Below are 20,881 nucleotides of genomic sequence, written 5' to 3' on the forward strand. Positions count from 1 at the left end.
TGAAACATCTAAGTACCCCGAGGAAAAGAAATCAACCGAGATTCCGTCAGTAGTGGCGAGCGAACGCGGAAGAGCCTGTATGTGATAAGGATTGCGATAGTGGAACACTCTGGAAAGTGTGGCCATAGTGGGTGATAGCCCCGTACACGAAATTGCATTCCTGGTACTGAGCATACGAGAAGTAGGGCGGGACACGCGAAATCCTGTCTGAAGATGGGGGGACCATCCTCCAAGGCTAAATACTCGTGATCGACCGATAGTGAACCAGTACCGTGAGGGAAAGGCGAAAAGCACCGCGGGAGCGGAGTGAAATAGAACCTGAAACCGGATGCATACAAACAGTGGGAGCCCCTTCGTGGGGTGACTGCGTACCTTTTGTATAATGGGTCAGCGACTTACATTCAGTGGCAAGCTTAACCGAATAGGGGAGGCGTAGGGAAACCGAGTCCGAATAGGGCGTCTCAGTCGCTGGGTGTAGACCCGAAACCGAGTGATCTATCCATGGCCAGGATGAAGGTGCGGTAACACGCACTGGAGGTCCGAACCCACTAGTGTTGCAAAACTAGGGGATGAGCTGTGGATAGGGGTGAAAGGCTAAACAAACTCGGAGATAGCTGGTTCTCCCCGAAAACTATTTAGGTAGTGCCTCATGTATCACTTCCGGGGGTAAAGCACTGTTATGGCTAGGGGGTCATTGCGATTTACCAAACCATGGCAAACTCAGAATACCGGAAAGTGTGAGCATGGGAGACAGACGGTGGGTGCTAACGTCCATCGTCAAGAGGGAAACAACCCAGACCGCCAGCTAAGGTCCCAAATGATCAGTTAAGTGGTAAACGAGGTGGGAAGGCCTAGACAGCCAGGATGTTGGCTTAGAAGCAGCCATCATTTAAAGAAAGCGTAATAGCTCACTGGTCGAGTCGTCCTGCGCGGAAGATGTAACGGGGCTCAAACTGATAACCGAAGCTGCGGATGCGCCGTAAGGCGCGTGGTAGGGGAGCGTTCTGTAGGTCTGTGAAGGTGTGTCGAGAGGCATGCTGGAGATATCAGAAGTGCGAATGCTGACATGAGTAGCGATAAAGCGGGTGAAAAGCCCGCTCGCCGAAAGCCCAAGGTTTCCTACGCAACGTTCATCGGCGTAGGGTGAGTCGGCCCCTAAGGCGAGGCTGAAAAGCGTAGTCGATGGGAAACGGGTGAATATTCCCGTACTTTCGTATAGTGCGATGTGGGGACGGAGAAGGTTAGGTCAGCGGCCTGTTGGAATAGGTCGTTTAAGCCGGTAGGTGGTTAGGGTAGGCAAATCCGCCCTTTCATTCAACACCGAGAAGTGATGACGAGGGTCTACGGACCTGAAGTGACTGATACCACGCTTCCAGGAAAAGCCACTAAGCTTCAGCTATACGAAAACCGTACCGCAAACCGACACAGGTGGGCAGGATGAGAATTCTAAGGCGCTTGAGAGAACTCAGGAGAAGGAACTCGGCAAATTGACACCGTAACTTCGGGAGAAGGTGTGCCCCGGTAGCTTGTAGGAGAACATCCGAAGGGCGAAGGGGTCGCAGAGAATAGGTGGCTGCGACTGTTTAACAAAAACACAGCTCTGTGCCAACACGAAAGTGGACGTATACGGAGTGACGCCTGCCCGGTGCTGGAAGATTAAATGATGGGGTGCAAGCTCTTGATTGAAGTCCCAGTAAACGGCGGCCGTAACTATAACGGTCCTAAGGTAGCGAAATTCCTTGTCGGGTAAGTTCCGACCCGCACGAATGGCGTAACGATGGCCACACTGTCTCCTCCTGAGACTCAGCGAAGTTGAAATGTTTGTGAAGATGCAATCTACCCGCTGCTAGACGGAAAGACCCCGTGAACCTTTACTGTAGCTTTGCATTGGACTTTGAACAGGCTTGTGTAGGATAGGTGGGAGGCTATGAAGTACGGTCGCTAGATCGTATGGAGCCGTCCTTGAAATACCACCCTGGTGTGTTTGAGGTTCTAACCTTGGTCCGTGATCCGGATCGGGAACAGTGCATGGTAGGCAGTTTGACTGGGGCGGTCTCCTCCCAAAGTGTAACGGAGGAGTTCGAAGGTTACCTAGGTACGGTCGGAAATCGTGCTGATAGTGCAATGGCAAAAGGTAGCTTAACTGCGAGACCGACAAGTCGAGCAGGTGCGAAAGCAGGACATAGTGATCCGGTGGTTCTGAATGGAAGGGCCATCGCTCAACGGATAAAAGGTACTCCGGGGATAACAGGCTGATTCCGCCCAAGAGTTCACATCGACGGCGGAGTTTGGCACCTCGATGTCGGCTCATCACATCCTGGGGCTGTAGCCGGTCCCAAGGGTATGGCTGTTCGCCATTTAAAGTGGTACGTGAGCTGGGTTCAAAACGTCGTGAGACAGTTTGGTCCCTATCTGCAGTGGGCGTTGGAAGTTTGACGGGGGCTGCTCCTAGTACGAGAGGACCGGAGTGGACGAACCTCTGGTGTACCGGTTGTGACGCCAGTCGCATCGCCGGGTAGCTAAGTTCGGAAGAGATAACCGCTGAAAGCATCTAAGCGGGAAACTTGCCTGAAGATGAGACTTCCCTGGACCCTTGAGGTCCCTGAAGAGTCGTTCGAGACCAGGACGTTGATAGGTCGGGTGTGGAAGCGCTGTGAGGCGTGAAGCTAACCGATACTAATTGCTCGTGAGGCTTGACTCTATCATTTGAGGTGCTTTGCGCAGGCGAAGTGACAACAAATAGGGTGTGTGCGAGATACAAGATTCTACCGGCCGGGGAAACAAGAAATTCCCTGGTAAGGCTTCGACAGTTTGATGACAGTTTATGTCTGGTGGCCATAGCGAGGTGGTCCCACGCCTTCCCATTCCGAACAGGACCGTGAAACGCCTCAGCGCCGATGATAGTGCGGATACCCGTGTGAAAGTAGGACACCGCCAGACTCCCCCACAGAAAGCCCAGCTTGAGAGATCAAGCTGGGCTTTGTGCTTTGTGGCGTGTGCCAGCATCCACCCCGCTGCCCGCGCTTCCTGCCTGACAACACTCCCACCACTCTTGCGGCCAACGTTGGCCGCATGATTCGATAGCGTGCTGCGATTGCAGCGGCTCGCGCTGATTATTGTTGACGGTTGCGGCCGGATTGCCGCATGATAGCTATATGAATACGTTCAGCCGCATCGTTTCCGTTGCTTATTATTATGGCTACCGCACCTCACTGGCGGCGCCAGGAAACCCTGTGTCCTGAACACACCGAATTTCCAACAATGCCGCCGTAACTGGCGGCATTGGTCTTTGCAGGTTGGCTGATTTCCCGGTTGCGGCTCAAGGAGCGAACATGATGGAAAACAGCCGTACCTGGTCGAATGCCTTGCCTGCTCAATTGCCGGCCGTTAGCCTGAATATCTTCTGTGATGTGGAGCGCCTGGCCGCGCATGCCGCTGGCAGCGTACTGTCCACGCTGGCACAGTGGCAGCAGCGGCAGCTGCCCTGCATCATGGAGTCGCTGTTCCCGGAAGTGCGCACCCTGGCGCACCTGGCAGCCGGCAGCCAGCGCCCGTCGGCTGCCGACTGGTTGGCCGCACGCGTGGTGGTGTTCCAGCTGGAGCACCTGATGCTGGGTTGCAGCGAACTGCAGCTGATGGACGCGGTGAATGCCAGCCTGAAGCGGCTGGGCAAGCGCCTGGGGCTGGAGCTGGCGTCGCTGCAGTCGTTTGCGATCAGCGTGACCAACGGGCCGGCAGTGGCGGCTACCGGCCGCTTTGCCCTGCAGGCCAAGCTGCCATCGCCGGTGGCGCAATCGCTGCAACTGCGCCGCGACCTGGCGCCGCACCTGGCGCGCCTGCACACTATGTTGACTAGATAAATAAGGATGCCGTGATGCGTGATGGCTATATCGAGCGGATGCCGCGCGAAGAAGATTCGATCCGTACCCTGACCCAGGTGGTCTACATCCTGCAGGCCTGCAGCCTGCTGGTGGGGGTGACGGCCATCGTGGCCGTGATCATCAACTACGTGAAGCTCGACGATGCGCGCGGAACGCGCTGGGAGAGCCACTTCCGCTGGCAGATCCGCACTTTCTGGTGGGCGCTGCTGGGCTACATCATTTCCGGCCCGCTGTTCATTCTGTTCGGCCTCGGCGCGGTGCTGGCCTTCGGCGTCTGGGTATGGAGCATCTACCGGGTGGTGAAAGGCTACCTGGCGTTCAACGATGGCAAGGATTTGCCCTGATTCTGCTGCCAAGTCGATGATTTTTTGGCACAATGCGCGGCTTCACACGGAATGACCCGCCATGGATGCCGAACACCTGCAGCTATTGCTGACCCGCACCATGCCCTATGGCAAGTACAAGGGGCGGGTGATTGCCGATTTGCCCGGACACTACCTGAACTGGTTTGCGCGCGAAGGCTTCCCGCCCGGCGAGATCGGCCGCCTGCTGGCGCTGATGCATGAACTGGATCACAACGGGCTGAGCCATCTGCTCGACCCCCTCAGAAAGCGATAGCCAATGGCCATTCAATGGTTCCCTGGCCACATGAACAAAGCCAAGAAGGAGCTGGAAGAGCGCCTTGGCAGTATCGATGTGGTAATCGAAATGCTGGATGCCCGCCTGCCGGGTTCCAGCGCCAATCCGATGATTGCCCGCCTGGCGCGCGGCAAGCCGGCGTTGAAGGTGCTGAACAAGCAGGATCTGGCCGACCCGGCGGCAACCGAGCAGTGGCTGCAGTGGTATCGCAAGCAGCCGGGCACCCAGGCCATTGGCCTGGATGCCTCCGACAGTGCACCGGCGCAGAAGCTGGTGGCTGCCTGCCGCGAACTGGCGCCCAATCGCGGCGGCATCGACAAGCCCTTGCGCGTGGTGATCTGTGGCATCCCCAACGTGGGCAAGTCCACGTTGATCAACAGCCTGATGGGTAAGCGCATCGCCAAGACCGGCAACGAGCCGGGCATCACTAAGGGCCAGCAGCGCATCATGCTGGCCGACGATATCGAGCTGTTCGACACCCCCGGCATGCTGTGGCCGAAGATCATCGTGCCGCAGGGTGGCTTCAACCTGGCTGCCAGCGGCGCCGTTGGCCGCAACGCGCTGGATGAAGAAGAAGTGGTGCTGGAGCTGCTGCTGTACCTGATGAAGCGCTACGCCACCGAACTGGACGCGCGCTACAAGGTGGGCGAGATCGCCGACCTGCAGGACTGGCAGCTGCTGGAGCTGATCGGCAAGAAGCGCGGCGCGGTGCTGTCCGGCGGGCGCATCAATATCCAGAAGGCGGCCGAAATCGTGCTGACCGACTTCCGCGACGGCAATATCGGCCGCATCTCGCTGGAGCGCCCTGAAGAGTGGGCGGCGTGGGAAAAAGCCGCCAAGGAGCACGAGGTGCTGCGCGCGGCGCAAAAGGAAAACGCGCGGCTGGAGCGCGAGGAAAAGAAAAAGGGCGTGCGCAAATAAGGCCGCCCCAATAAAAAAAGGCGGAGCGATCCGCCTTTTTTCATTTGCCGCCGCCGCGAAGCGTGCGGCCAACCTTTACACCTGTTCAGGCAATCGGCTCGCCCGGCTGTTCGAACCAGCCCATCAGGATGGCCTGGGCCGCCACCTGGTCCAGCATCTCCTTCTGGCGGCGGCCGTAAACACCGGCCTCTTCCAGCAGGCCCTCGGCGATCACCGAGGTCAGTCGCTCGTCCACCAGCCACACCGGCAGCTTGTAACGGCCCTGCAGGCGCTGCGCGAACTTGCGCGACAAGGCGGTAAGCTGGTGCTCGCCGCCGTCCATGTGGCAGGGCAGACCCACCACGAAGCCGGTGACTTTCCATTCCGCCACCAGCTTGCCGATGGCGGCAAAGCGCACGTCGTTGACTTCGCTGCGTATGGTTTCCAGCGGGGTGGCGATGCCCACTTCCGGCTCGCCCAGTGCCACGCCGATGCGCTTCTCGCCGAAGTCCAGCCCCAGCACCGTGCCCTTATGCATGGCCGGAAACGGTGCTGAGCAGCGCCGGGTCGAAGCCCAGCAGTTTGATGGCGCAGCTGTAGCGGTCTTCCACCGGCGTGTCGAACATCACCCATTCTTCCGCCGGCACCGTCAGCCAGCCGTTGTTGGCGATTTCCTCTTCCAGCTGGCCTTTTTCCCAGCCGGCGTAGCCCAGGCTCATCAGCAGCTTGTCCGGGCCCTTGCCTTCCGATACCGCGGCCAGGATGTCCTTGGAGGTGGTCAGCGCCAGGTCGTCGGTGATGGTGAGCGTGGATTGCCAGTTGCCGATCGGATTGTGCAGCACGAAGCCGCGATCCGGCTGCACCGGGCCGCCGAAGAACACCGGCCAGGTGCTGGCGTCGCCCTCCGGCAGCGGCAGGTCGATCTGCTCCAGGAGCTGGGCGGCCACGATGCCGGACGGCTTGTTGATGATGATCCCCATTGCGCCCTGTTCGCCGTGCTCGCAGACATACACGATGCTTTTGGCAAACAGCGGGTCGGCCATGTCAGGCATGGCGATGAGGAAATGATGGGCAAGAGTAAGCGTTTCCATGGCTGCATTATGGCAACCAATGCCATGCCCGGCAAAGCCGCTTTGCGGCGCGGCAGCGAAAGGTTGGCCGCAGCGGGCGGCGGGCTTGCTAAAATGCCCGGCTGAATCAACCTTTTGCGGATCACGCCTTGCGCCTCACCCATATCAAGCTTGCCGGCTTCAAATCCTTTGTCGACCCCACCACCATCGCCGTGCCCGGCCAGCTGGTGGCGGTGATCGGCCCCAATGGCTGCGGCAAGTCCAATGTGATCGACGCCGTGCGCTGGGTGCTGGGCGAATCCTCCGCCAAGCAGCTGCGCGGCGAGTCGATGCAGGACGTGATCTTCAACGGCTCCTCCACCCGAAAACCGGTGTCGCGCGCCTCGGTGGAACTGGTGTTCGACAACGGCGACGGCCAGCTCACCGGGCCGTGGGGGCAGTACGCCGAAGTGGCGATCAAGCGCGTGCTCACCCGCCAGGGCGAATCCAGCTACTACATCAACAACCAGCAGGTGCGCCGCCGCGACATCACCGACCTGTTCCTGGGCACCGGCGTGGGCGCGCGCGGCTACGCGGTGATCGAGCAGGGCATGATCTCGCGCATCATCGAGGCGCGGCCGGAAGAGCTGCGCGCCTACCTGGAAGAAGCCGCCGGCGTATCGCGCTACAAGGAGCGCCGGCGCGAAACCGAAAACCGCCTGGCCGACACTCGCGACAACCTCACCCGCATCGAAGACCTCAAGCTGGAACTGTCGCGGCAGGTGGAAAAGCTCGCCGAGCAGGCCGAGGTGGCGGCCAACTACCAGGACATGCGCGGCGCGCTCACCTTCAAGCAGAATCTGCTGGCGCTGGCACGGCGCGAGGAAGCCGCGCGGCAGGAGGCCGCGGCGCGCGGCGAGCTGGCACGCATCGAAACCGAAGAAGCCGCGCTGGAAGCCGCCCACACCCATCTGGAAACCGAGCTGGAAACCGTGCGCGAGACGCACTACGCCGCCAGCGACGCGGTGCACGAGGCGCAGCAGGCGCTGTTCGAGGCCAATGCCGGCCTGGCGCGGCTGGAAGAACAGCAGCGCCACCAGCTGCAAAGCCGCGAGCGGCTGGAGCGCGAACTCGGCAACGCCCGCCAGGAGCGCCAGCTGCTGGCGGAAAGCCGCAGCCAGGTAGCCACCGAGCTGGACGACTGGCTGCCGCGGCGCGAAGAGGCCCAGCTGCGCATGGAAGAAGCGCAGATGGGGCTGGAGGACGGCGCTGACAGCCTGCCCTCCGCCGAGGCCGAGTTCCGCGTGGCCGACCAGCGCCTGACACAGATGACGGCACAGATTGCCAACCTCACCCGCGAACGCGATCTGGCGCGCCAGCAGGGCGAGCACCAGCGTCGCAGCATCGAACAGTTGGCCGCACGCGAACAGGCGCTGCGCCAGGAACTGTCGGCACTCAACCTGCCGGATGCCGCCGCGCTCGATACCGCGCAGCAGCAGATGGCGGCGGCGCAGAGCGCGCTGGACGCGGTACGCGCCCGGCTGGCGGCCGACGAGGCCAAGCAGGCCGATCTGTCATCCGAGCGCGAGCAACTGGACAAACAACTGGCGCAGCTGGGCGCCGACGCCGCCCGTGCCGAGGCCGAAGTCGCCGCGCTGGACGCCGTGCTGGCACGCGAGGCCGCCGGCGAGCAGCTGGCCGGCTGGCTGGAAGCGCAGCAACTGGCCAGCGCACCGGCGCTGTGGCAAAGCCTGCAGGTGGACGAACACTGGCGCGTGGCGCTGGAGGCACTGCTGGCCGATCGGCTGGCGGCACGCGCCGCCGCGCTGCCGGATGCCACACCACCGGCGCCGCTGACGCTGGTGGATGGCAATGCGCCGGCGGCTGTGGCCGCCAGCGTGCGGCCAACCTTGCTGGCGCAGGTGACGGTGGCAGCGCCATTCGCCGCCGCGCTGGCCGACTGGCTGCACGGCGTGTACTGCGCCGACAGCCTGCAGGCCGCCATCGCCCACCGCCAGGAACTGGCTGCCGGTGAATGCTGGATCACGCCGCAAGGCCACCGCGTTGGCCGCAACAGCATCAGCTACCACGCCGCCGGCAGCGGCGACGGCATGATGGCGCGCAAGGCGGCGCGCGATGCCGCCGCCGAGCGGCTGGAGGGCATCGAGCCGGAAATCGCCCAGCTGCAGCGTCGTCGCGATGGCGCCGTTGCCACGCTGGGCATGCTGGCCGAGGTAGTGCGCGCACAGAAAGGCGCACTGTCGCGGCTGGAGGGCGAGCTGAACGCTGCCACGCTGGAACACGTCAAACTGGACCAGGCCGCGCGCCAGGGCGCCGCCCGGCTGTCCGCCATTCATGGCGAGCAGGCGCGGCTGGCCGACGAGCGCAGCCTGGCGCAGGACAGCATCAGCGAAACCGAGCTGCAGGCCGAGGAAAACGCCATGCAGCTGGAAGAGCTGCAGGACACGCTGGAAGAAGCGCGGCTGGCGCGGCTGAATGCCGAAACCGGGCTGGAACTGGCGCGCAACCGCACCCGCGACGCCGAGCGCATGGTGCACGAGATCCGCCTGGCACTGAGCACGGCGGAACAGAAAGTGGCCGAGCTGGCGCGCCGCGCGCGCGAACTGGAAGAGCGCGATCTGCAGCTGGCCGAGCGGCTGGAAACGCTGGCCATCGAAGCCGACAGCGTGGAAGAAGCGGCGCCGGACGATGCGCTGCAGGAAGCGCTGGCTATGCGTGAAACGCGCGAGCAGGGCTTGGCCGCCGCGCGCGACGCGCTGAACGCGCTGACCGAAACCCTGCGCCAGCACAGCCAGCGGCAGCAGGAAGTGAACGCGGCCTTGCCGGCGCTGCGCGAAGCGCGTTCGGACTGGCTGCTCAAGCATCAGGAGGCGCGCCTCAACCTGGAGCGTTTCAACGAGGAACTGCAGACCGCCGGCGCCGACGAGGCCGAGCTGCTGCCGCACCTGAACGACAATGTGAAACCTAATGCGCTGGCGGCGGAGATCGCGCGGCTGGCGCGCGCCATCGAGGGCCTGGGCGCCGTCAACCTGGCGGCACTGCAGGAGCTGGAAGAAGCGCAGAAGCGCGGCGACTACCTGGCCAGCCAGACTGACGACCTGATGCAGGCGATGGCGACGCTGGAAGAGGCCATCGCCAAGATCGACGGCGAAACCCGCGACATGCTGCAGGCTACCTACGCGGCGGTAAACGCCAAGATGAGCGAATTCTTCCCCACGCTGTTCGGCGGCGGCCGCGCCGAGCTGGTGCTGACCGGTGAGGATCTGCTGTCCGCCGGCATCCAGATCATCGCCCAGCCGCCGGGCAAGAAGAACAGCACCATCCACCTGCTGTCCGGTGGTGAGAAGGCGCTGACCGCGATGAGCCTGGTGTTCTCGCTATTCAGCCTCAACCCGGCGCCGTTCTGCCTGCTGGACGAGGTGGATGCGCCGCTGGACGACGCCAATACCAGCCGTTTCTGCGACCTGGTGAAGCAGATGGCGGCCGGCACCCAGTTCCTGTACATCAGCCACAACCGCCTGACCATGGAAATGGCCGAGCAGCTGGTGGGGGTGACCATGCAGGAGCAGGGCGTGAGCCGCATCGTGGCGGTGGATATCGTGGCCGCGCTGAAAATGCGAGAGAGCAGCTGATGCTGCTCCGGCTGTTGGCAAAGCCCTTGCGCGGCGCGCGAGGGCTTTGTCGTGAAAAACCGGAAGGCTGCCGATTCTATGGCTTGGTTGGAGCGGCCCGGCTTTGCCGGGCCCGGCAGATGCTGGGCCCGGGACTGTGTACGCAGCCTGCGCAGCTGACGATGCGCAAGGCGCTGCTGCTGTCGTTGCTGCTGCACGTGCTGCTGCTGGCTGCACTGGCGGATAGCGGCAGCCTGCCACTGGCGCCACGGCTGCCGTTCATGCTGGAACTGCGCGTAGCACCGGCCGAAACGCGGGGGCCGGAAACTGCGGCAGAGGGCGGCAAGCCGGCAACGCCGCCCCGCGCCGCAGTAGCGCCCGCCACTGGCTTGCGGCCAACCCCGGTGGCGCCACGTCAGCCACCGCACGCCGCGACGGCAGCCACCGTACCCGCGCCGCCGTCTGCACCGACGCTGTCGTCAGACAAGGTGACGGCCCAGGGCCAGGCGGCAGCACTACCCTCGACCGCCCCGTCACCCGGTGCAGCCGCCACGGCGACGGGGGTTACCGGTGCTGCGGCCAATATCAATTCGCCGGCGGGGGAAACTCGCGCGCTACGCAAATTGTCAGTAAGCAGGCCAGACTACCCGCCGCTGGCTCGCCAGCTGGGGCAGGAAGGTACGGTGTGGTTGCGCTTGACGGTGAATGAGCAGGGGCGGGTGACGGCGGTCGCACTGCTGCACAGCAGTGGTTTTGTCCGCCTGGACAAAGCGGCAGAGGATGCAGTGCGGCAGTGGCGCTTTAGCCCGCAACTGGAAGCTGGCAAGGCGGTTGTCGCCGATACGGAACAACCGGTACGCTTCAGCTTGCAGGAAATTGAATAAAAAACAGGCATGACGGGCGGTTTCGGCCCGCGTGCCCGCGCCGGCATTTGTTATACTGCCGACCTATAGACTGGTTGCCGCTGTGGATAAAGCTCAATGAGCGAAATACAAATCGGATTGCTGTTGCTGGGCGCATTGGTGATTGCGCTGGTATACGGCCTCAATTTTTATCAGGAATGGCGCTTTCGCAAGAAAACGCGCCAGGCCTTTGCCCACCATGCAGACGTGCTGCTGGATGTGCCCAAGAACAATGTGCGCGACGGCCGTCATGAGCGTCTGGAGCCGGTATTGCTGGACGACGAGGATGACGACACGCCGGCCTACCTGAACGATGAACCGCCGCCGCCGACCTTCCAGCGCCACGAGCCCGAGCCGGTGCCGGCGGAAGAAGAGCCGGCAGCCGAGCTGGATGCCGCCGATCATCAGGCGCTGGTGGTGTCGCTGCAGGACCCGTCGCTGGATTTCATCGCCGAAGTGGTGTTCCAGCAGCCGCACCTGCTTACCACGCTGCCGCGCTTCAATGTGGCCAAGCGGGTGCAGACCCTGCTGCGCACCGAGCGCGGGCTGTGGAAGCCGGGCGAGATCGTGCCGGGCACCCGTTACAAGCAGGTGAATTTCGGTCTGCAACTGGTGGACCGCGGTGGCGCGGTGACCGAGCAGGAGCTGGCCAGTTTCTGCCAGCAGGTTGGCCACTACGCCGAGCAGCTGGGCGCACAGGTGAGCTTTCCGCAGCGCCAGCAGAAACTGGTGGCCGCGCGCGAACTGGACCGCTTCTGTGTCGATGTCGATGTGCTGATCGGCATCAGCATCGTGCCGACCTCGCCGATTGCCGGCGCGCGCCTGCGCAGCGTGGCCGAAGCCGGTGGCCTGCAGCTGGAGCCGGACGGCCAGTTCCACTACCTGTCGGATTCCGGCAATACCCTGTTCTCGCTGGCCTCCGCCGACCAGACACCGTTCACCATGCACACGCTGCTGGACAAGAATTTCCCGGCCCTGACGCTGCTGTTCGACGTGCCGCGCGTGGCCGGTGGCGTGGCGGTTTTCGACCGTGCCATGCAGTTTGCCCGCCACCTGGCGCAGGAATTCAATGCCCGGCTGATGGACGACAACCGCCGCGAACTCAGCGACAACGGTATTGCCCAGATCCGCGAGCAGCTGATCCGCATCTACGGCAGCATGGACGACCGCGGCATTGCACCGGGCAGTGTGGCCGCGCTGCGGTTGTTTGCCTGATCTATAACATTCATTAGTCTGCAGCCTGACACGCCGGCCATGCCGGCGTGCTGCATTTGGGGCCCACCATGACCATGCCTACCGCCGATATCCGGGCGCGCGCCAGCGAGTTGGCCGCCCTGCTGGAGCGCTACAACCACGAGTACTACGTGCAGGATGCGCCCACGGTGCCGGACGCCGAGTACGACCGGCTGTTCCGCGAGCTGCAGCAGCTGGAGGCGGACTACCCGGCGCTGCAGCACGACAGCTCGCCCACCCGCCGCGTGGGCGGCGCGCCGCTGCCGGCCTTCGACAGCGTGGTGCACACGGTGCCGATGCTGTCGCTGTCCAACGCCTTTTCCGACATGCAGCTGGCTGACTTTGCCAGCCGCCACGCCGAGCTGATCGCCTTCGACGAACGGGTGAGCAAGGATCTGGCTGCGGCCAAGGTTGAATATGCCACCGAGCCCAAGTTCGACGGTCTGGCGGTGAGCCTGTTATATCGCGACGGTGTGCTGGTGCAGGCCGCCACCCGTGGCGACGGCGCCAGTGGCGAGAACGTTACCGCCAATATCCGCACCGTGCGCTCGCTGCCGCTGCAGCTGCATGCGGCCAACCTTCCCACGCTGCTGGAAGTGCGTGGCGAGGTGCTGATGCTGAAGGCGGACTTCGACAAGCTCAATGCCGCGCAGCGCGAGCGTGGCGACAAGACTTTCGCCAACCCGCGCAATGCCGCCGCCGGCAGTCTGCGGCAGCTGGATTCGCGCATCACCGCGCAGCGCCGGCTGTCGTTCTTCGCCTATGCCATCGCCCAGGTGGAAGGCGCCGACTGGCCCGCCACCCACGCCGGCGAAATGGATTGGCTGGCGGCGCTGGGCTTCCCGGTGGTGGCGGCCGCGCTGCGCCCGGTGGTGCAGGGCGCCGCCGGCCTGGCCGGCTACTACGAAGGCGTGCTGGCGCAGCGCGCCGGCCTGCCGTTCGAGATCGACGGCGTGGTGTACAAGGTGAACAGCCGTGCACTGCAGGAGCGGCTGGGCTTCGTGTCGCGCGCGCCGCGCTGGGCGATTGCACACAAGTTTCCGGCCGAGGAAGCGCTGACCCGGGTGGAGGCGATCGAGGAACAGGTTGGCCGCACCGGGGCGATCACCCCGGTGGCGAGGCTGCAGCCGGTGTTCGTTGGCGGCGTCACAGTGACCAATGCCACGCTGCACAACGAGGACGAGGTGCGGCGCAAGGATGTGCGCGTCGGCGACACGGTGATCGTACGCCGAGCTGGCGACGTGATTCCGGAAGTGGTGTCGGTGGTGCTGGCCGAGCGGCCGATGCGCTCAACGTCCGGCGGCGATCTGTTCAGTGGCGGTGAGGAAGCGATGTACCCGGCCTACCGCCTGCCCACTGCCTGCCCGGTATGCGGCAGCCACGTGGTGCGCGAGGAAGGCGAAGCGATTGCGCGCTGCTCCGGCGGGCTGGTGTGCAAGGCGCAGCGTGTGCAGGCGATCCAGCACTTTGCCGGCCGCCGCATGATGGACATCGACGGCCTGGGCGAGCGCTACATCGAAAAACTGGTGGAGTTCGACTACGTGGCCAGCGTGGCCGACCTGTTCCGGCTACAGCTTGCCGATCTGCTGGAGATGAAGCGCCGCGCCGACGAGCAGGAGGGCATCACCCCGGAAACGGTGAAAGCCGGCAAGGTAGCCACCAAGTGGGCGGAAAACCTGATCGAGGCGATCACGCTGAGCAAGACCCCGCCGCTGGCGCGGCTGCTGTTTGCGCTGGGCATCCGCCATGTCGGCGAATCCACCGCCAAGACCCTGGCCGACTGGCTGGGCACCCTGGACAAGGTGCGCCGTGCGCCGCGTGCGGTGCTGGCGGCGCTGCCGGACATCGGCGGCGTGGTGGCCGATGCCATTGCCGAATTCTTTGCCGAAGCGCAGAACGAGCAGGTGATCGATGCGCTGCTGGCCGCCGGCGTGGCGCCGGCGGACGAGCATGCGCCCCGGGCGCAGCTGCACGACAAGCTGGCTGCGGCCAACCTTTACGCCCGCCTCGGCGTGCCGCGGCTCACCGAGGTGCGCGCGCAGCAGCTGGCGGCGCAGCAGGGCGAGCTGGCCACGTTGGCCGCATGCCCGCGGGTGGAGATCATCAAGCTCGACCTGCCGGCCGAGGTGGTCAATGCACTGGCCGACTGGCTGGACGAGGCCGGCAACCGCGCCGCGCTGCAGGCCATTGCCGATTACTGTCGCGACACCCTGGCGGCAGCGCCGCAGGCGGAGGCGAGCGCCGGCAACGCCGAGGTGGCCGGCAAGACCTTCGTGCTCACCGGCACCCTGCCCACCATGGGCCGCGACCAGGCCAAGGCGCTGATCGAGGCGGCCGGCGGCAAGGTATCCGGCAGCGTGTCGAAGAAGACCCACTACGTGGTGGCCGGCGCCGAGGCGGGCAGCAAGCTCGACAAGGCGCTGGAGCTGGGGGTGAGCGTGCTGGACGAGGCCGGCCTGCTGGCCTTGCTGGAGAGCGGCGGCTAAAACGCCTACAATGGCGGCCATTCGTTAGAGCGTGGACTACGATCTTGCGAGCTAGGGCGAGACAAGGCAAAAACAGCTGAGGAAGCGGAGTTGACATGAAGTCAATGAGCATTCCGAAGGTGTTTTTAACGCAGTATCGCCGACGCGCAGCTGATCGTAGCCAGGCTCTTAATGCTTGTATTGAAAAATCAGGTCATTATGCAAAAAATCACCAAAGCCGTTTTCCCGGTTGCCGGCATGGGCACCCGCTTTCTGCCGGCCACCAAGGCCAGCCCGAAGGAGATGCTGCCCATCGTCGACAAGCCGCTGATCCAGTACGCGGTGGAAGAGGCGGTGGCCGCCGGCATTACCGAACTGATCTTCATCACCGGCCGTAACAAGCGCAGCATCGAAGACCACTTCGACAAGGCTTACGAGCTGGAAACCGAGCTGGAAAACCGCAACAAGAAGAAGCTGCTGGAACTGGTGCAGGGCATCGTGCCGGACAACGTCAGCTGCATCTACATCCGCCAGACCGAGGCACTGGGCCTGGGCCACGCGGTGCTGTGCGCCAAGCCGGTGGTGGGTGACGAGCCGTTCGCGGTGATCCTGGCCGACGACCTGATCGACGGCGAGCCGGGCGCGGTGGAGCAGATGGTGCGCGTGTTCAACGAGACCCACAGCTCGGTGCTGGGCGTGGAAACCGTGGCGCGCGAGGAAACCGGCTCCTATGGCATCGTGGAAATCCAGCCGAACGGCCAGGGCCGCGAGCAGGTGACCAGCATCGTGGAAAAACCGCATCCGGACGTGGCCCCGTCCAACCTGGCGGTGGTGGGGCGCTACATCCTGACTCCGCGCATTTTCGACAAGCTGATCAACACCCCGGCCGGCGCCGGCGGCGAAATCCAGCTGACCGACGCCATTGCCGCGTTGCTGAAGGAAGAGCCGGTGCTGGCCTACGCCTTCGATGGTGTGCGCTATGACTGCGGCTCCAAGATCGGCTACCTGAAAGCCACGGTGGAGCTGGGCATGAAGCATCATGAGGTTGGCCGCGAGTTCGCCGCCTACCTGGCCAGCCTGCCGCAGAAGTAACCCTCGGGTAGCTCGAAAAACGCCAGCTTTCGTTGCGATACTGCGTTGCTTACAAAAAACTCCTCCTTACATATCAAACCTATGCTGCGTCGGAGTTTTTCATTCGCGCCTTGTCTCGCTTAGAAATCCTGATTTTTCGAGATACCCTCTAAACTGACTTTTTTTCGCCGCCTTGCCGACAAAGGCGGCGCTTGTATTTTGAAAGGAAACATCATGCCGAACGTCGCCGAAGCACGCGGTATTCTCAATAGCTCCGACATCCTGTTCTCCGCCCAGGAGGTGGATGCAGCGGTAGACCGTATGGCCGCCGACATCACACGCGAACTGGGTGAAACCTACCCGCTGGTGCTGTCCGTGATGGGTGGTGCGGTGGTGTTCACCGGCCAGCTGCTGCCGCGACTGATCTTCCCGCTGGACTTCGACTACGTGCACGTATCCCGCTACGGCGACAAGACCCAGGGCGGCGAGCTGGTGTGGAAAACCGCACCGAAGGAAGACGTACGCGACCGCGTGGTGCTGGTGCTGGACGACATTCTGGACGAAGGCCACACCATGGCCGCCATCCGCGACAAGGTACTGGCCATGGGCGCCAAGGCTTTCTACAGCGGCGTGTTCGCCAACAAGCTGATCAGCAAGGCAAAACCGATCGCTGCCGACTTCGTGGGCATCGACGTGCCGGATCGCTACGTGTTCGGCTACGGCATGGACGTGCGCGGCGCCTGGCGTAACCTGCCGGCGATCCACGCGCTGAAATAAGCCTGCCCTGTTGAAGACATGCCCGCGTTTGCGGGCATTTTCATTTTGATTTCCGGCCGGTTATGCCAAGCTGGAAGCAGGTACGCTCAATACAGGGGGATGTAATGTCGCACTCGAAAATGCTGGAAGTGGTAACGCCCGTCTATCTGGAGCACTTTTCCTGCCTTGGGCAGGCCTGCCCGGACGATTGCTGCCACGGTCTGGATGTGACGGTGGACCATGACATCTACTCACGCCTGCAGGGGCTGCCGGACAGGGAGCTCAAACCGGTGATCATGCACGCATTGCACCGTGGCCAGGGCAAGTCGGGTAGTGCCAGCTATGGCTATCTGTCCAGGCAGCAGGATGAGCGTGGCAACTGTGAGTTCCTGAGTGCGGAGCGGCTGTGCCGCTTGCAGCAGAAGTGTGGCGAGCAGATGCTGCCGGACGTGTGTTCTGCTTTTCCTCGCGTTACCAAGATGGCGGGTAACCAGGCTGAGCAATATGCCACGCTGGCTTGTCCGGAGATCGTGCGGCTGTTGCTGGCCAGCGAGGATGCACTGCAATTGCAGCTGCGACCAGTCTCGGTACGGGCGGGCACGATAGTGCAGGAAGCCCCGGCGATGGCCAGCCCGGCAGCACGCCAGGTGCGCGAGTTTTTCCTGACCCTGCTGGCGACGGTGGAGCTGCCTGCCTGGCAGTCACTGGCTGTGATGCTGCTGCTGGCGGAAGCCCTGCAGCCACTGTTTGGTGAGCATGGGGCCGATGAAGCGCAGGTGGCAAGGTTGCTGGCGGACTGGGAGCAGCAGTTGCTGGATGGCCGCTTGCTGTCCGAGCTGGATGCCTTGCGCCGCCATGATCTGCTGCATGTCAAGGTCATGGCTGCCGCCAGCCGGGTGCGGGCGAATATCGATTTCCGCTCACAGCGTTATCTGCAGCTGATCGAAGAAGCGCTGCACGGGTTTGCGACGGACTGTGCAGATGCCGCTGCGCTAGCGCACGGTTTTGCCGCTATTGATGGCATGGCGGCCATGGATGCCACCTTGCGGCGCGTGCTGTTCAATCATGCGGCAATGCGATATTTCCCGTCGGTGGGAAATTTGCTGGCCGATGTGGAAATGCTGTGCATCGAATATTTGAGCTTGCGCTTCTGGTTGGCAGGCCTGGCGCAGGCGCGCGGCGGGAACCTGCCGCAGGAGGCCGCGGCCGAACTCATTTACCTGTTCTACCGGGTCAACATCCATGTGCCCAGCTATCTGCTGCAGTGCTACCAGGCATTTCAGCAGGCCGGCATGACCAAGGTGGAACACTGGCTGTTGCTGCTGCCGCTGCTGGGCGGTCAGGAGCAGTTGCCAGACTGAACAATAAGGATAACAACCATGCTTGCAATTATCGGGGGCAGTCGCCTCGCCCAGCTTCCCATCCTGCAGATCACCCATCGCCAGGTGGTGCGTACTCCTTATGGCGACCCGTCCTGCGCGCTGACCTTCGGTCGCATCGGTACGCAGAACGTGGTGTTCATGGCGCGTCACGGCTATGGCAACTCGATCGCGCCGCACGAGATCAACGCGCGCGCCAATATCTGGGCGCTGCACAGCGTGGGGGTGAAGCGCATTCTGGCCATCGGCAGCGTGGGCGGCATCCGCCCGGACATGCAGCCCGGCATGCTGGTGGTGCCGGACGACATGATCGATTACACCTGGGGCCGGGCGCACACCTATTACGAGGGGCCGGATCGCCCGCCGGTACGGGTGGATTTCACCCGCCCGTACGACGAGCCCCTGCGCCAGCAGATCGTGGCAGCAGCCAGCGCCAGCGGCATTGCCTACCATGAAGGCGGCGTCTACGCGGTAACACAGGGGCCGCGGCTGGAAACCGCTGCGGAAGTGCGTCGCCTGCAGCGCGAGGGCTGCGATGTGGTGGGCATGACCGGTATGCCGGAGGCAGTGCTGGCACGGGAGCTGGGCGTGGCCTATGCCAATGTGTGCCTGGTGGCGAACTGGGCGGCAGGTAAGGGCGACTGCCAGCAGCACATCGTGTTTGCCGAGGATGCGCTGGCCAGCGGCATCGCCAAGGTGCAGCAGTTGCTGGCCACGCTTTGCGGCCAACCTTAGCCGGCAGGCAGGCCGCGACGCTTGCTGGCTGAGGCTATAACACAGGCAAGCGTCGCAATGGCCAGGGTCTTGGTTGTTGCTATCACAACTGGATGCTTCAAGACACAGCCGGTAAACACCGGGCGACTGGTGAAAAAACTTGTGAATCGCCCCTAAAGTAAGTGTGGGCAGCGACGATATACATCATGAAGGCGGTAGCATCGGCATGGGGCCGACAGCTCAAACGCCCCGATGAATGGAATATCAAGGAGCACTACCATGCTGACCATCAACACCAACGTTGCTTCGCTGAACGCACAACGCAACCTGTCCAGCTCGCAGAACACCCTGTCGACTACCCTGCAGCGCCTGTCCTCCGGCCTGCGCATCAACAGCGCCAAGGACGATGCAGCTGGTCTCGCGATTTCCGAGCGTATGAGCAGCCAGATCCGCGGTATGGATCAGGCGCGTCGCAATGCCAACGATGGTATCTCCATGGCGCAGACTGCTGAAGGCTCGCTGGCATCTTCCGGTGACGTGCTGCAGCGTATCCGTGAACTGGCCGTACAGTCGTCCAACTCCACCAACACCGCATCCGACCGTCAGGCCCTGCAGTCTGAAGTGGGCCAGCTGACTTCGGAACTCGACCGTATCGCCCAGACCACCCAGTTCAACGGCCAGAACCTGCTGGATGGTACCGGTGGCAGCCAGTCGTTCCAGGTTGGCGCCAACGCCGGCCAGACCATTACCACCACCGCGGCCAACTTCCGTACCAACAACTACGGTAACAACAACCTGTCCGTGAACGCCCCTGCAGCGGGTAACGCAACCGCCCTGGTTGCCGGTAAAGCCATTGCAGTGAGTGGTTCGCTGGGTTCCGCAACCTATACCACTGTTGCCGGTGATACTGCCAAGTCCATTGCGCAGAATATCAACAACCTGACCAGCCAGACCGGTGTGACTGCTACTGCCGAAACCGATGCCAACCTGTCGGGTCTGGTAGCCAACAGCTCCTATGTTGTGAGCGTGGTGTCGGACAACCCGGCAGCCAGCCCGGTAACCGTTTCCTTCTCCACCGGCGCGACCACTACCAGCTCCAGTGACCTGACCGAAGCGATCAATGCCTTTAACGCTCAGTCCAGTAAAACCGGCGTAACGGCTGCTTACGACAGCCAGTATGGCGGCATCAAGCTGACCAACGCCTCGGGTAACGATATCAGTCTGACCAACAACAGCACGCTGGCAGCTACTACATTCAATACTGCTGCCTACACCGCAGCGGGTCAGGACGGTACTGCAGCCAACGCGGCCGCCGCCTTGTCTGCAGCTGATGCAGCTGCCGGTGCTGGTGGTGTGTCGTATGTTAACGGTTCTGTACGCCTGAACTCCGACCACAGCTTCTCGGTGACCGATGCTGGCTCCGGCTTTGCTCTGGCAGGCTCCTCCTCGCTGCAGTCTGTTGCTTCGCTGGACGTGAGTTCGTTCTCTGGTGCACAAAAAGCGATCAAGATTGTGGATTCGGCTCTGTCGGCGATCAACGGTCAGCGCGCACAGTATGGTGCTCTGCAGTCCCGCTTCCAGAACACCATCTCCAACCTGCAGTCTTCGTCCGAGAACCTGAGCGCGTCGCGTAGCCGTATCCAGGATGCCGACTTCGCTTCCGAAACCGCCACCCTGACCAAGAGCCAGGTGCTGCAGCAGGCTGGTACTGCGATGCTGGCGCAGGCGAACCAGCTGCCGCAGGGCGTACTGTCCCTGCTGCGTTAAGCGGGCCGGTAGTAATGGTGTAATGAAACCCGGCAGCGCTGCTGCCGGGTTTTTGCCCATGGAGAGTGACGATGAATATTCTGGGTAATCTTGCTAACTCGGGTGTGCTGCCTACTGTCAGCGGTAATAATACCGACCAGGCATCGCGCGGTCAGGGCGCGGCTGCCGCGCACAATAGCGCTGCCGCGGTAGCCGTATCGCCACAGGCGGTGCAGGCGGCCAATGCTGCGGACAAGGGCCACAAGTCCGGGGCTTCCGATGAGGAGCTGCGCAAGGCGGTGGAGAAAGTCAGTGCCGCCATGCAGAGCTACGGCCGTTCGCTGAACTTTTCTATCGATAAAGACTCCGGCATGCAGGTGGTGAAGGTAATCGATACCCAAACCAACCAGGTAGTGCGGCAGATGCCATCGGAAGATATGCTGCGCATTGCCAAGAATCTGGACAAGGTATTGGGTGTGCTGGTGGAACAGCACGCTTGATGAAGGAGTATTGC

At 62.8% G+C, this 20,881-nt stretch carries 16 protein-coding genes and 2 rRNA genes (1 of these 18 running past the window's edge); 16 read left to right on the forward strand and 2 right to left on the reverse strand.

Translation table 11 applies throughout. The features are described from left to right. The 6 genes from PSELUDRAFT_RS08045 to ylqF all read left to right on the forward strand — a co-directional run. A 23S ribosomal RNA gene (locus tag PSELUDRAFT_RS08045) occupies positions 1-2,701 on the forward strand (it extends 187 nt beyond the left edge of the window). Between the two features lie 126 nt (positions 2,702-2,827). Next, positions 2,828-2,940 (forward strand): 5S ribosomal RNA (rrf, locus tag PSELUDRAFT_RS08050). 392 nt (positions 2,941-3,332) lie between these two features. Then, the gene (locus PSELUDRAFT_RS08055; protein ID WP_088966353.1) at positions 3,333-3,860 is read left to right on the forward strand and encodes a hypothetical protein; all 528 of its coding nucleotides are present in this window, start codon (positions 3,333-3,335) and stop codon (positions 3,858-3,860) included. A 14-nt stretch (positions 3,861-3,874) separates the two neighbouring features. Continuing rightward, entirely contained in the window at positions 3,875-4,225 is a 351-nt protein-coding gene (locus PSELUDRAFT_RS08060; RefSeq protein ID WP_179947577.1) for a hypothetical protein, read from the forward strand. Positions 4,226-4,286: 61 nt separating this feature from the next. Next, complete coding sequence (locus tag PSELUDRAFT_RS08065) at positions 4,287-4,499, forward strand: DUF3820 family protein (RefSeq protein ID WP_088966354.1); 213 nt, start codon at positions 4,287-4,289, stop codon at positions 4,497-4,499. Between the two features lie 3 nt (positions 4,500-4,502). Further along, complete coding sequence (ylqF, locus tag PSELUDRAFT_RS08070) at positions 4,503-5,441, forward strand: ribosome biogenesis GTPase YlqF (RefSeq protein ID WP_088966355.1); 939 nt, start codon at positions 4,503-4,505, stop codon at positions 5,439-5,441. Between the two features lie 85 nt (positions 5,442-5,526). On the opposite strand, the gene ruvX is transcribed toward ylqF, so the two are convergent. Then, a complete protein-coding gene (ruvX, locus tag PSELUDRAFT_RS08075) occupies positions 5,527-5,958 on the reverse strand; it encodes a Holliday junction resolvase RuvX (protein WP_088966356.1) in 432 nt (143 codons plus the stop codon). Beyond that, positions 5,951-6,511: a YqgE/AlgH family protein gene (locus PSELUDRAFT_RS08080; protein ID WP_088966357.1), complete on the reverse strand. Its 561-nt coding sequence runs from the start codon at positions 6,509-6,511 to the stop codon at positions 5,951-5,953. The genes ruvX and PSELUDRAFT_RS08080 overlap by 8 nt, the downstream gene beginning before the upstream one ends. A gap of 128 nt (positions 6,512-6,639) precedes the next feature. On the opposite strand from PSELUDRAFT_RS08080, the gene smc reads away from it, so the two are divergent. From smc to PSELUDRAFT_RS08130, 10 genes are all read left to right on the forward strand, one after another. Beyond that, positions 6,640-10,122, forward strand: coding sequence for a chromosome segregation protein SMC (gene smc / locus PSELUDRAFT_RS08085; protein ID WP_088966358.1), 3,483 nt, complete (start codon positions 6,640-6,642; stop codon positions 10,120-10,122). After that, a complete protein-coding gene (locus tag PSELUDRAFT_RS08090) occupies positions 10,122-10,985 on the forward strand; it encodes an energy transducer TonB (protein WP_088966359.1) in 864 nt (287 codons plus the stop codon). Before smc ends, PSELUDRAFT_RS08090 begins: the two co-directional genes overlap by 1 nt. 96 nt (positions 10,986-11,081) lie before the next feature. Next, entirely contained in the window at positions 11,082-12,218 is a 1,137-nt protein-coding gene (locus PSELUDRAFT_RS08095) for a cell division protein ZipA C-terminal FtsZ-binding domain-containing protein (protein ID WP_088966360.1), read from the forward strand. A gap of 68 nt (positions 12,219-12,286) precedes the next feature. Beyond that, positions 12,287-14,722, forward strand: coding sequence for an NAD-dependent DNA ligase LigA (gene ligA, locus PSELUDRAFT_RS08100; RefSeq protein WP_088966361.1), 2,436 nt, complete (start codon positions 12,287-12,289; stop codon positions 14,720-14,722). A gap of 198 nt (positions 14,723-14,920) precedes the next feature. After that, positions 14,921-15,793, forward strand: coding sequence for a UTP--glucose-1-phosphate uridylyltransferase GalU (galU, locus tag PSELUDRAFT_RS08105; RefSeq protein ID WP_088966362.1), 873 nt, complete (start codon positions 14,921-14,923; stop codon positions 15,791-15,793). A 213-nt stretch (positions 15,794-16,006) separates the two neighbouring features. Next, complete coding sequence (locus tag PSELUDRAFT_RS08110) at positions 16,007-16,549, forward strand: hypoxanthine-guanine phosphoribosyltransferase (protein WP_088966363.1); 543 nt, start codon at positions 16,007-16,009, stop codon at positions 16,547-16,549. Positions 16,550-16,653: 104 nt separating this feature from the next. Beyond that, positions 16,654-17,889 (forward strand): flagellin lysine-N-methylase, encoded by a 1,236-nt coding sequence (fliB, locus tag PSELUDRAFT_RS08115; protein ID WP_088966364.1) that lies wholly within the window; start codon positions 16,654-16,656, stop codon positions 17,887-17,889. Between the two features lie 18 nt (positions 17,890-17,907). Continuing rightward, positions 17,908-18,642 (forward strand): S-methyl-5'-thioinosine phosphorylase, encoded by a 735-nt coding sequence (locus tag PSELUDRAFT_RS08120; protein ID WP_088966365.1) that lies wholly within the window; start codon positions 17,908-17,910, stop codon positions 18,640-18,642. 258 nt (positions 18,643-18,900) lie between these two features. Then, positions 18,901-20,388 (forward strand): flagellin, encoded by a 1,488-nt coding sequence (locus PSELUDRAFT_RS08125; protein ID WP_088966366.1) that lies wholly within the window; start codon positions 18,901-18,903, stop codon positions 20,386-20,388. A 71-nt stretch (positions 20,389-20,459) separates the two neighbouring features. Beyond that, a complete protein-coding gene (locus PSELUDRAFT_RS08130; protein WP_088966367.1) occupies positions 20,460-20,867 on the forward strand; it encodes a flagellar protein FlaG in 408 nt (135 codons plus the stop codon). Positions 20,868-20,881 lie beyond the last annotated feature (14 nt).

This window comes from Vogesella sp. LIG4, assembly GCF_900090205.1.
GTDB lineage: Bacteria > Pseudomonadota > Gammaproteobacteria > Burkholderiales > Chromobacteriaceae > Vogesella.

Bases quoted from the DNA above. Each gene is read 5' to 3' on its own strand.
- PSELUDRAFT_RS08125 (WP_088966366.1), top strand. From the start codon at position 18,901: ATGCTGACCATCAACACCAACGTTGCTTCGCTGAACGCACAACGCAAC.
- PSELUDRAFT_RS08095 (WP_088966360.1), top strand. From the start codon at position 11,082: ATGAGCGAAATACAAATCGGATTGCTGTTGCTGGGCGCATTGGTGATT.
- PSELUDRAFT_RS08130 (WP_088966367.1), top strand. From the start codon at position 20,460: ATGAATATTCTGGGTAATCTTGCTAACTCGGGTGTGCTGCCTACTGTC.
- fliB (WP_088966364.1), top strand. From the start codon at position 16,654: ATGTCGCACTCGAAAATGCTGGAAGTGGTAACGCCCGTCTATCTGGAG.
- ruvX (WP_088966356.1), bottom strand. From the start codon at position 5,958: ATGCATAAGGGCACGGTGCTGGGGCTGGACTTCGGCGAGAAGCGCATC.
- ligA (WP_088966361.1), top strand. From the start codon at position 12,287: ATGACCATGCCTACCGCCGATATCCGGGCGCGCGCCAGCGAGTTGGCC.
- galU (WP_088966362.1), top strand. From the start codon at position 14,921: ATGCAAAAAATCACCAAAGCCGTTTTCCCGGTTGCCGGCATGGGCACC.
- PSELUDRAFT_RS08120 (WP_088966365.1), top strand. From the start codon at position 17,908: ATGCTTGCAATTATCGGGGGCAGTCGCCTCGCCCAGCTTCCCATCCTG.
- PSELUDRAFT_RS08110 (WP_088966363.1), top strand. From the start codon at position 16,007: ATGCCGAACGTCGCCGAAGCACGCGGTATTCTCAATAGCTCCGACATC.
- PSELUDRAFT_RS08055 (WP_088966353.1), top strand. From the start codon at position 3,333: ATGATGGAAAACAGCCGTACCTGGTCGAATGCCTTGCCTGCTCAATTG.
- PSELUDRAFT_RS08080 (WP_088966357.1), bottom strand. From the start codon at position 6,511: ATGGAAACGCTTACTCTTGCCCATCATTTCCTCATCGCCATGCCTGAC.
- PSELUDRAFT_RS08090 (WP_088966359.1), top strand. From the start codon at position 10,122: ATGCTGCTCCGGCTGTTGGCAAAGCCCTTGCGCGGCGCGCGAGGGCTT.
- PSELUDRAFT_RS08060 (WP_179947577.1), top strand. From the start codon at position 3,875: ATGCGTGATGGCTATATCGAGCGGATGCCGCGCGAAGAAGATTCGATC.
- PSELUDRAFT_RS08065 (WP_088966354.1), top strand. From the start codon at position 4,287: ATGGATGCCGAACACCTGCAGCTATTGCTGACCCGCACCATGCCCTAT.
- ylqF (WP_088966355.1), top strand. From the start codon at position 4,503: ATGGCCATTCAATGGTTCCCTGGCCACATGAACAAAGCCAAGAAGGAG.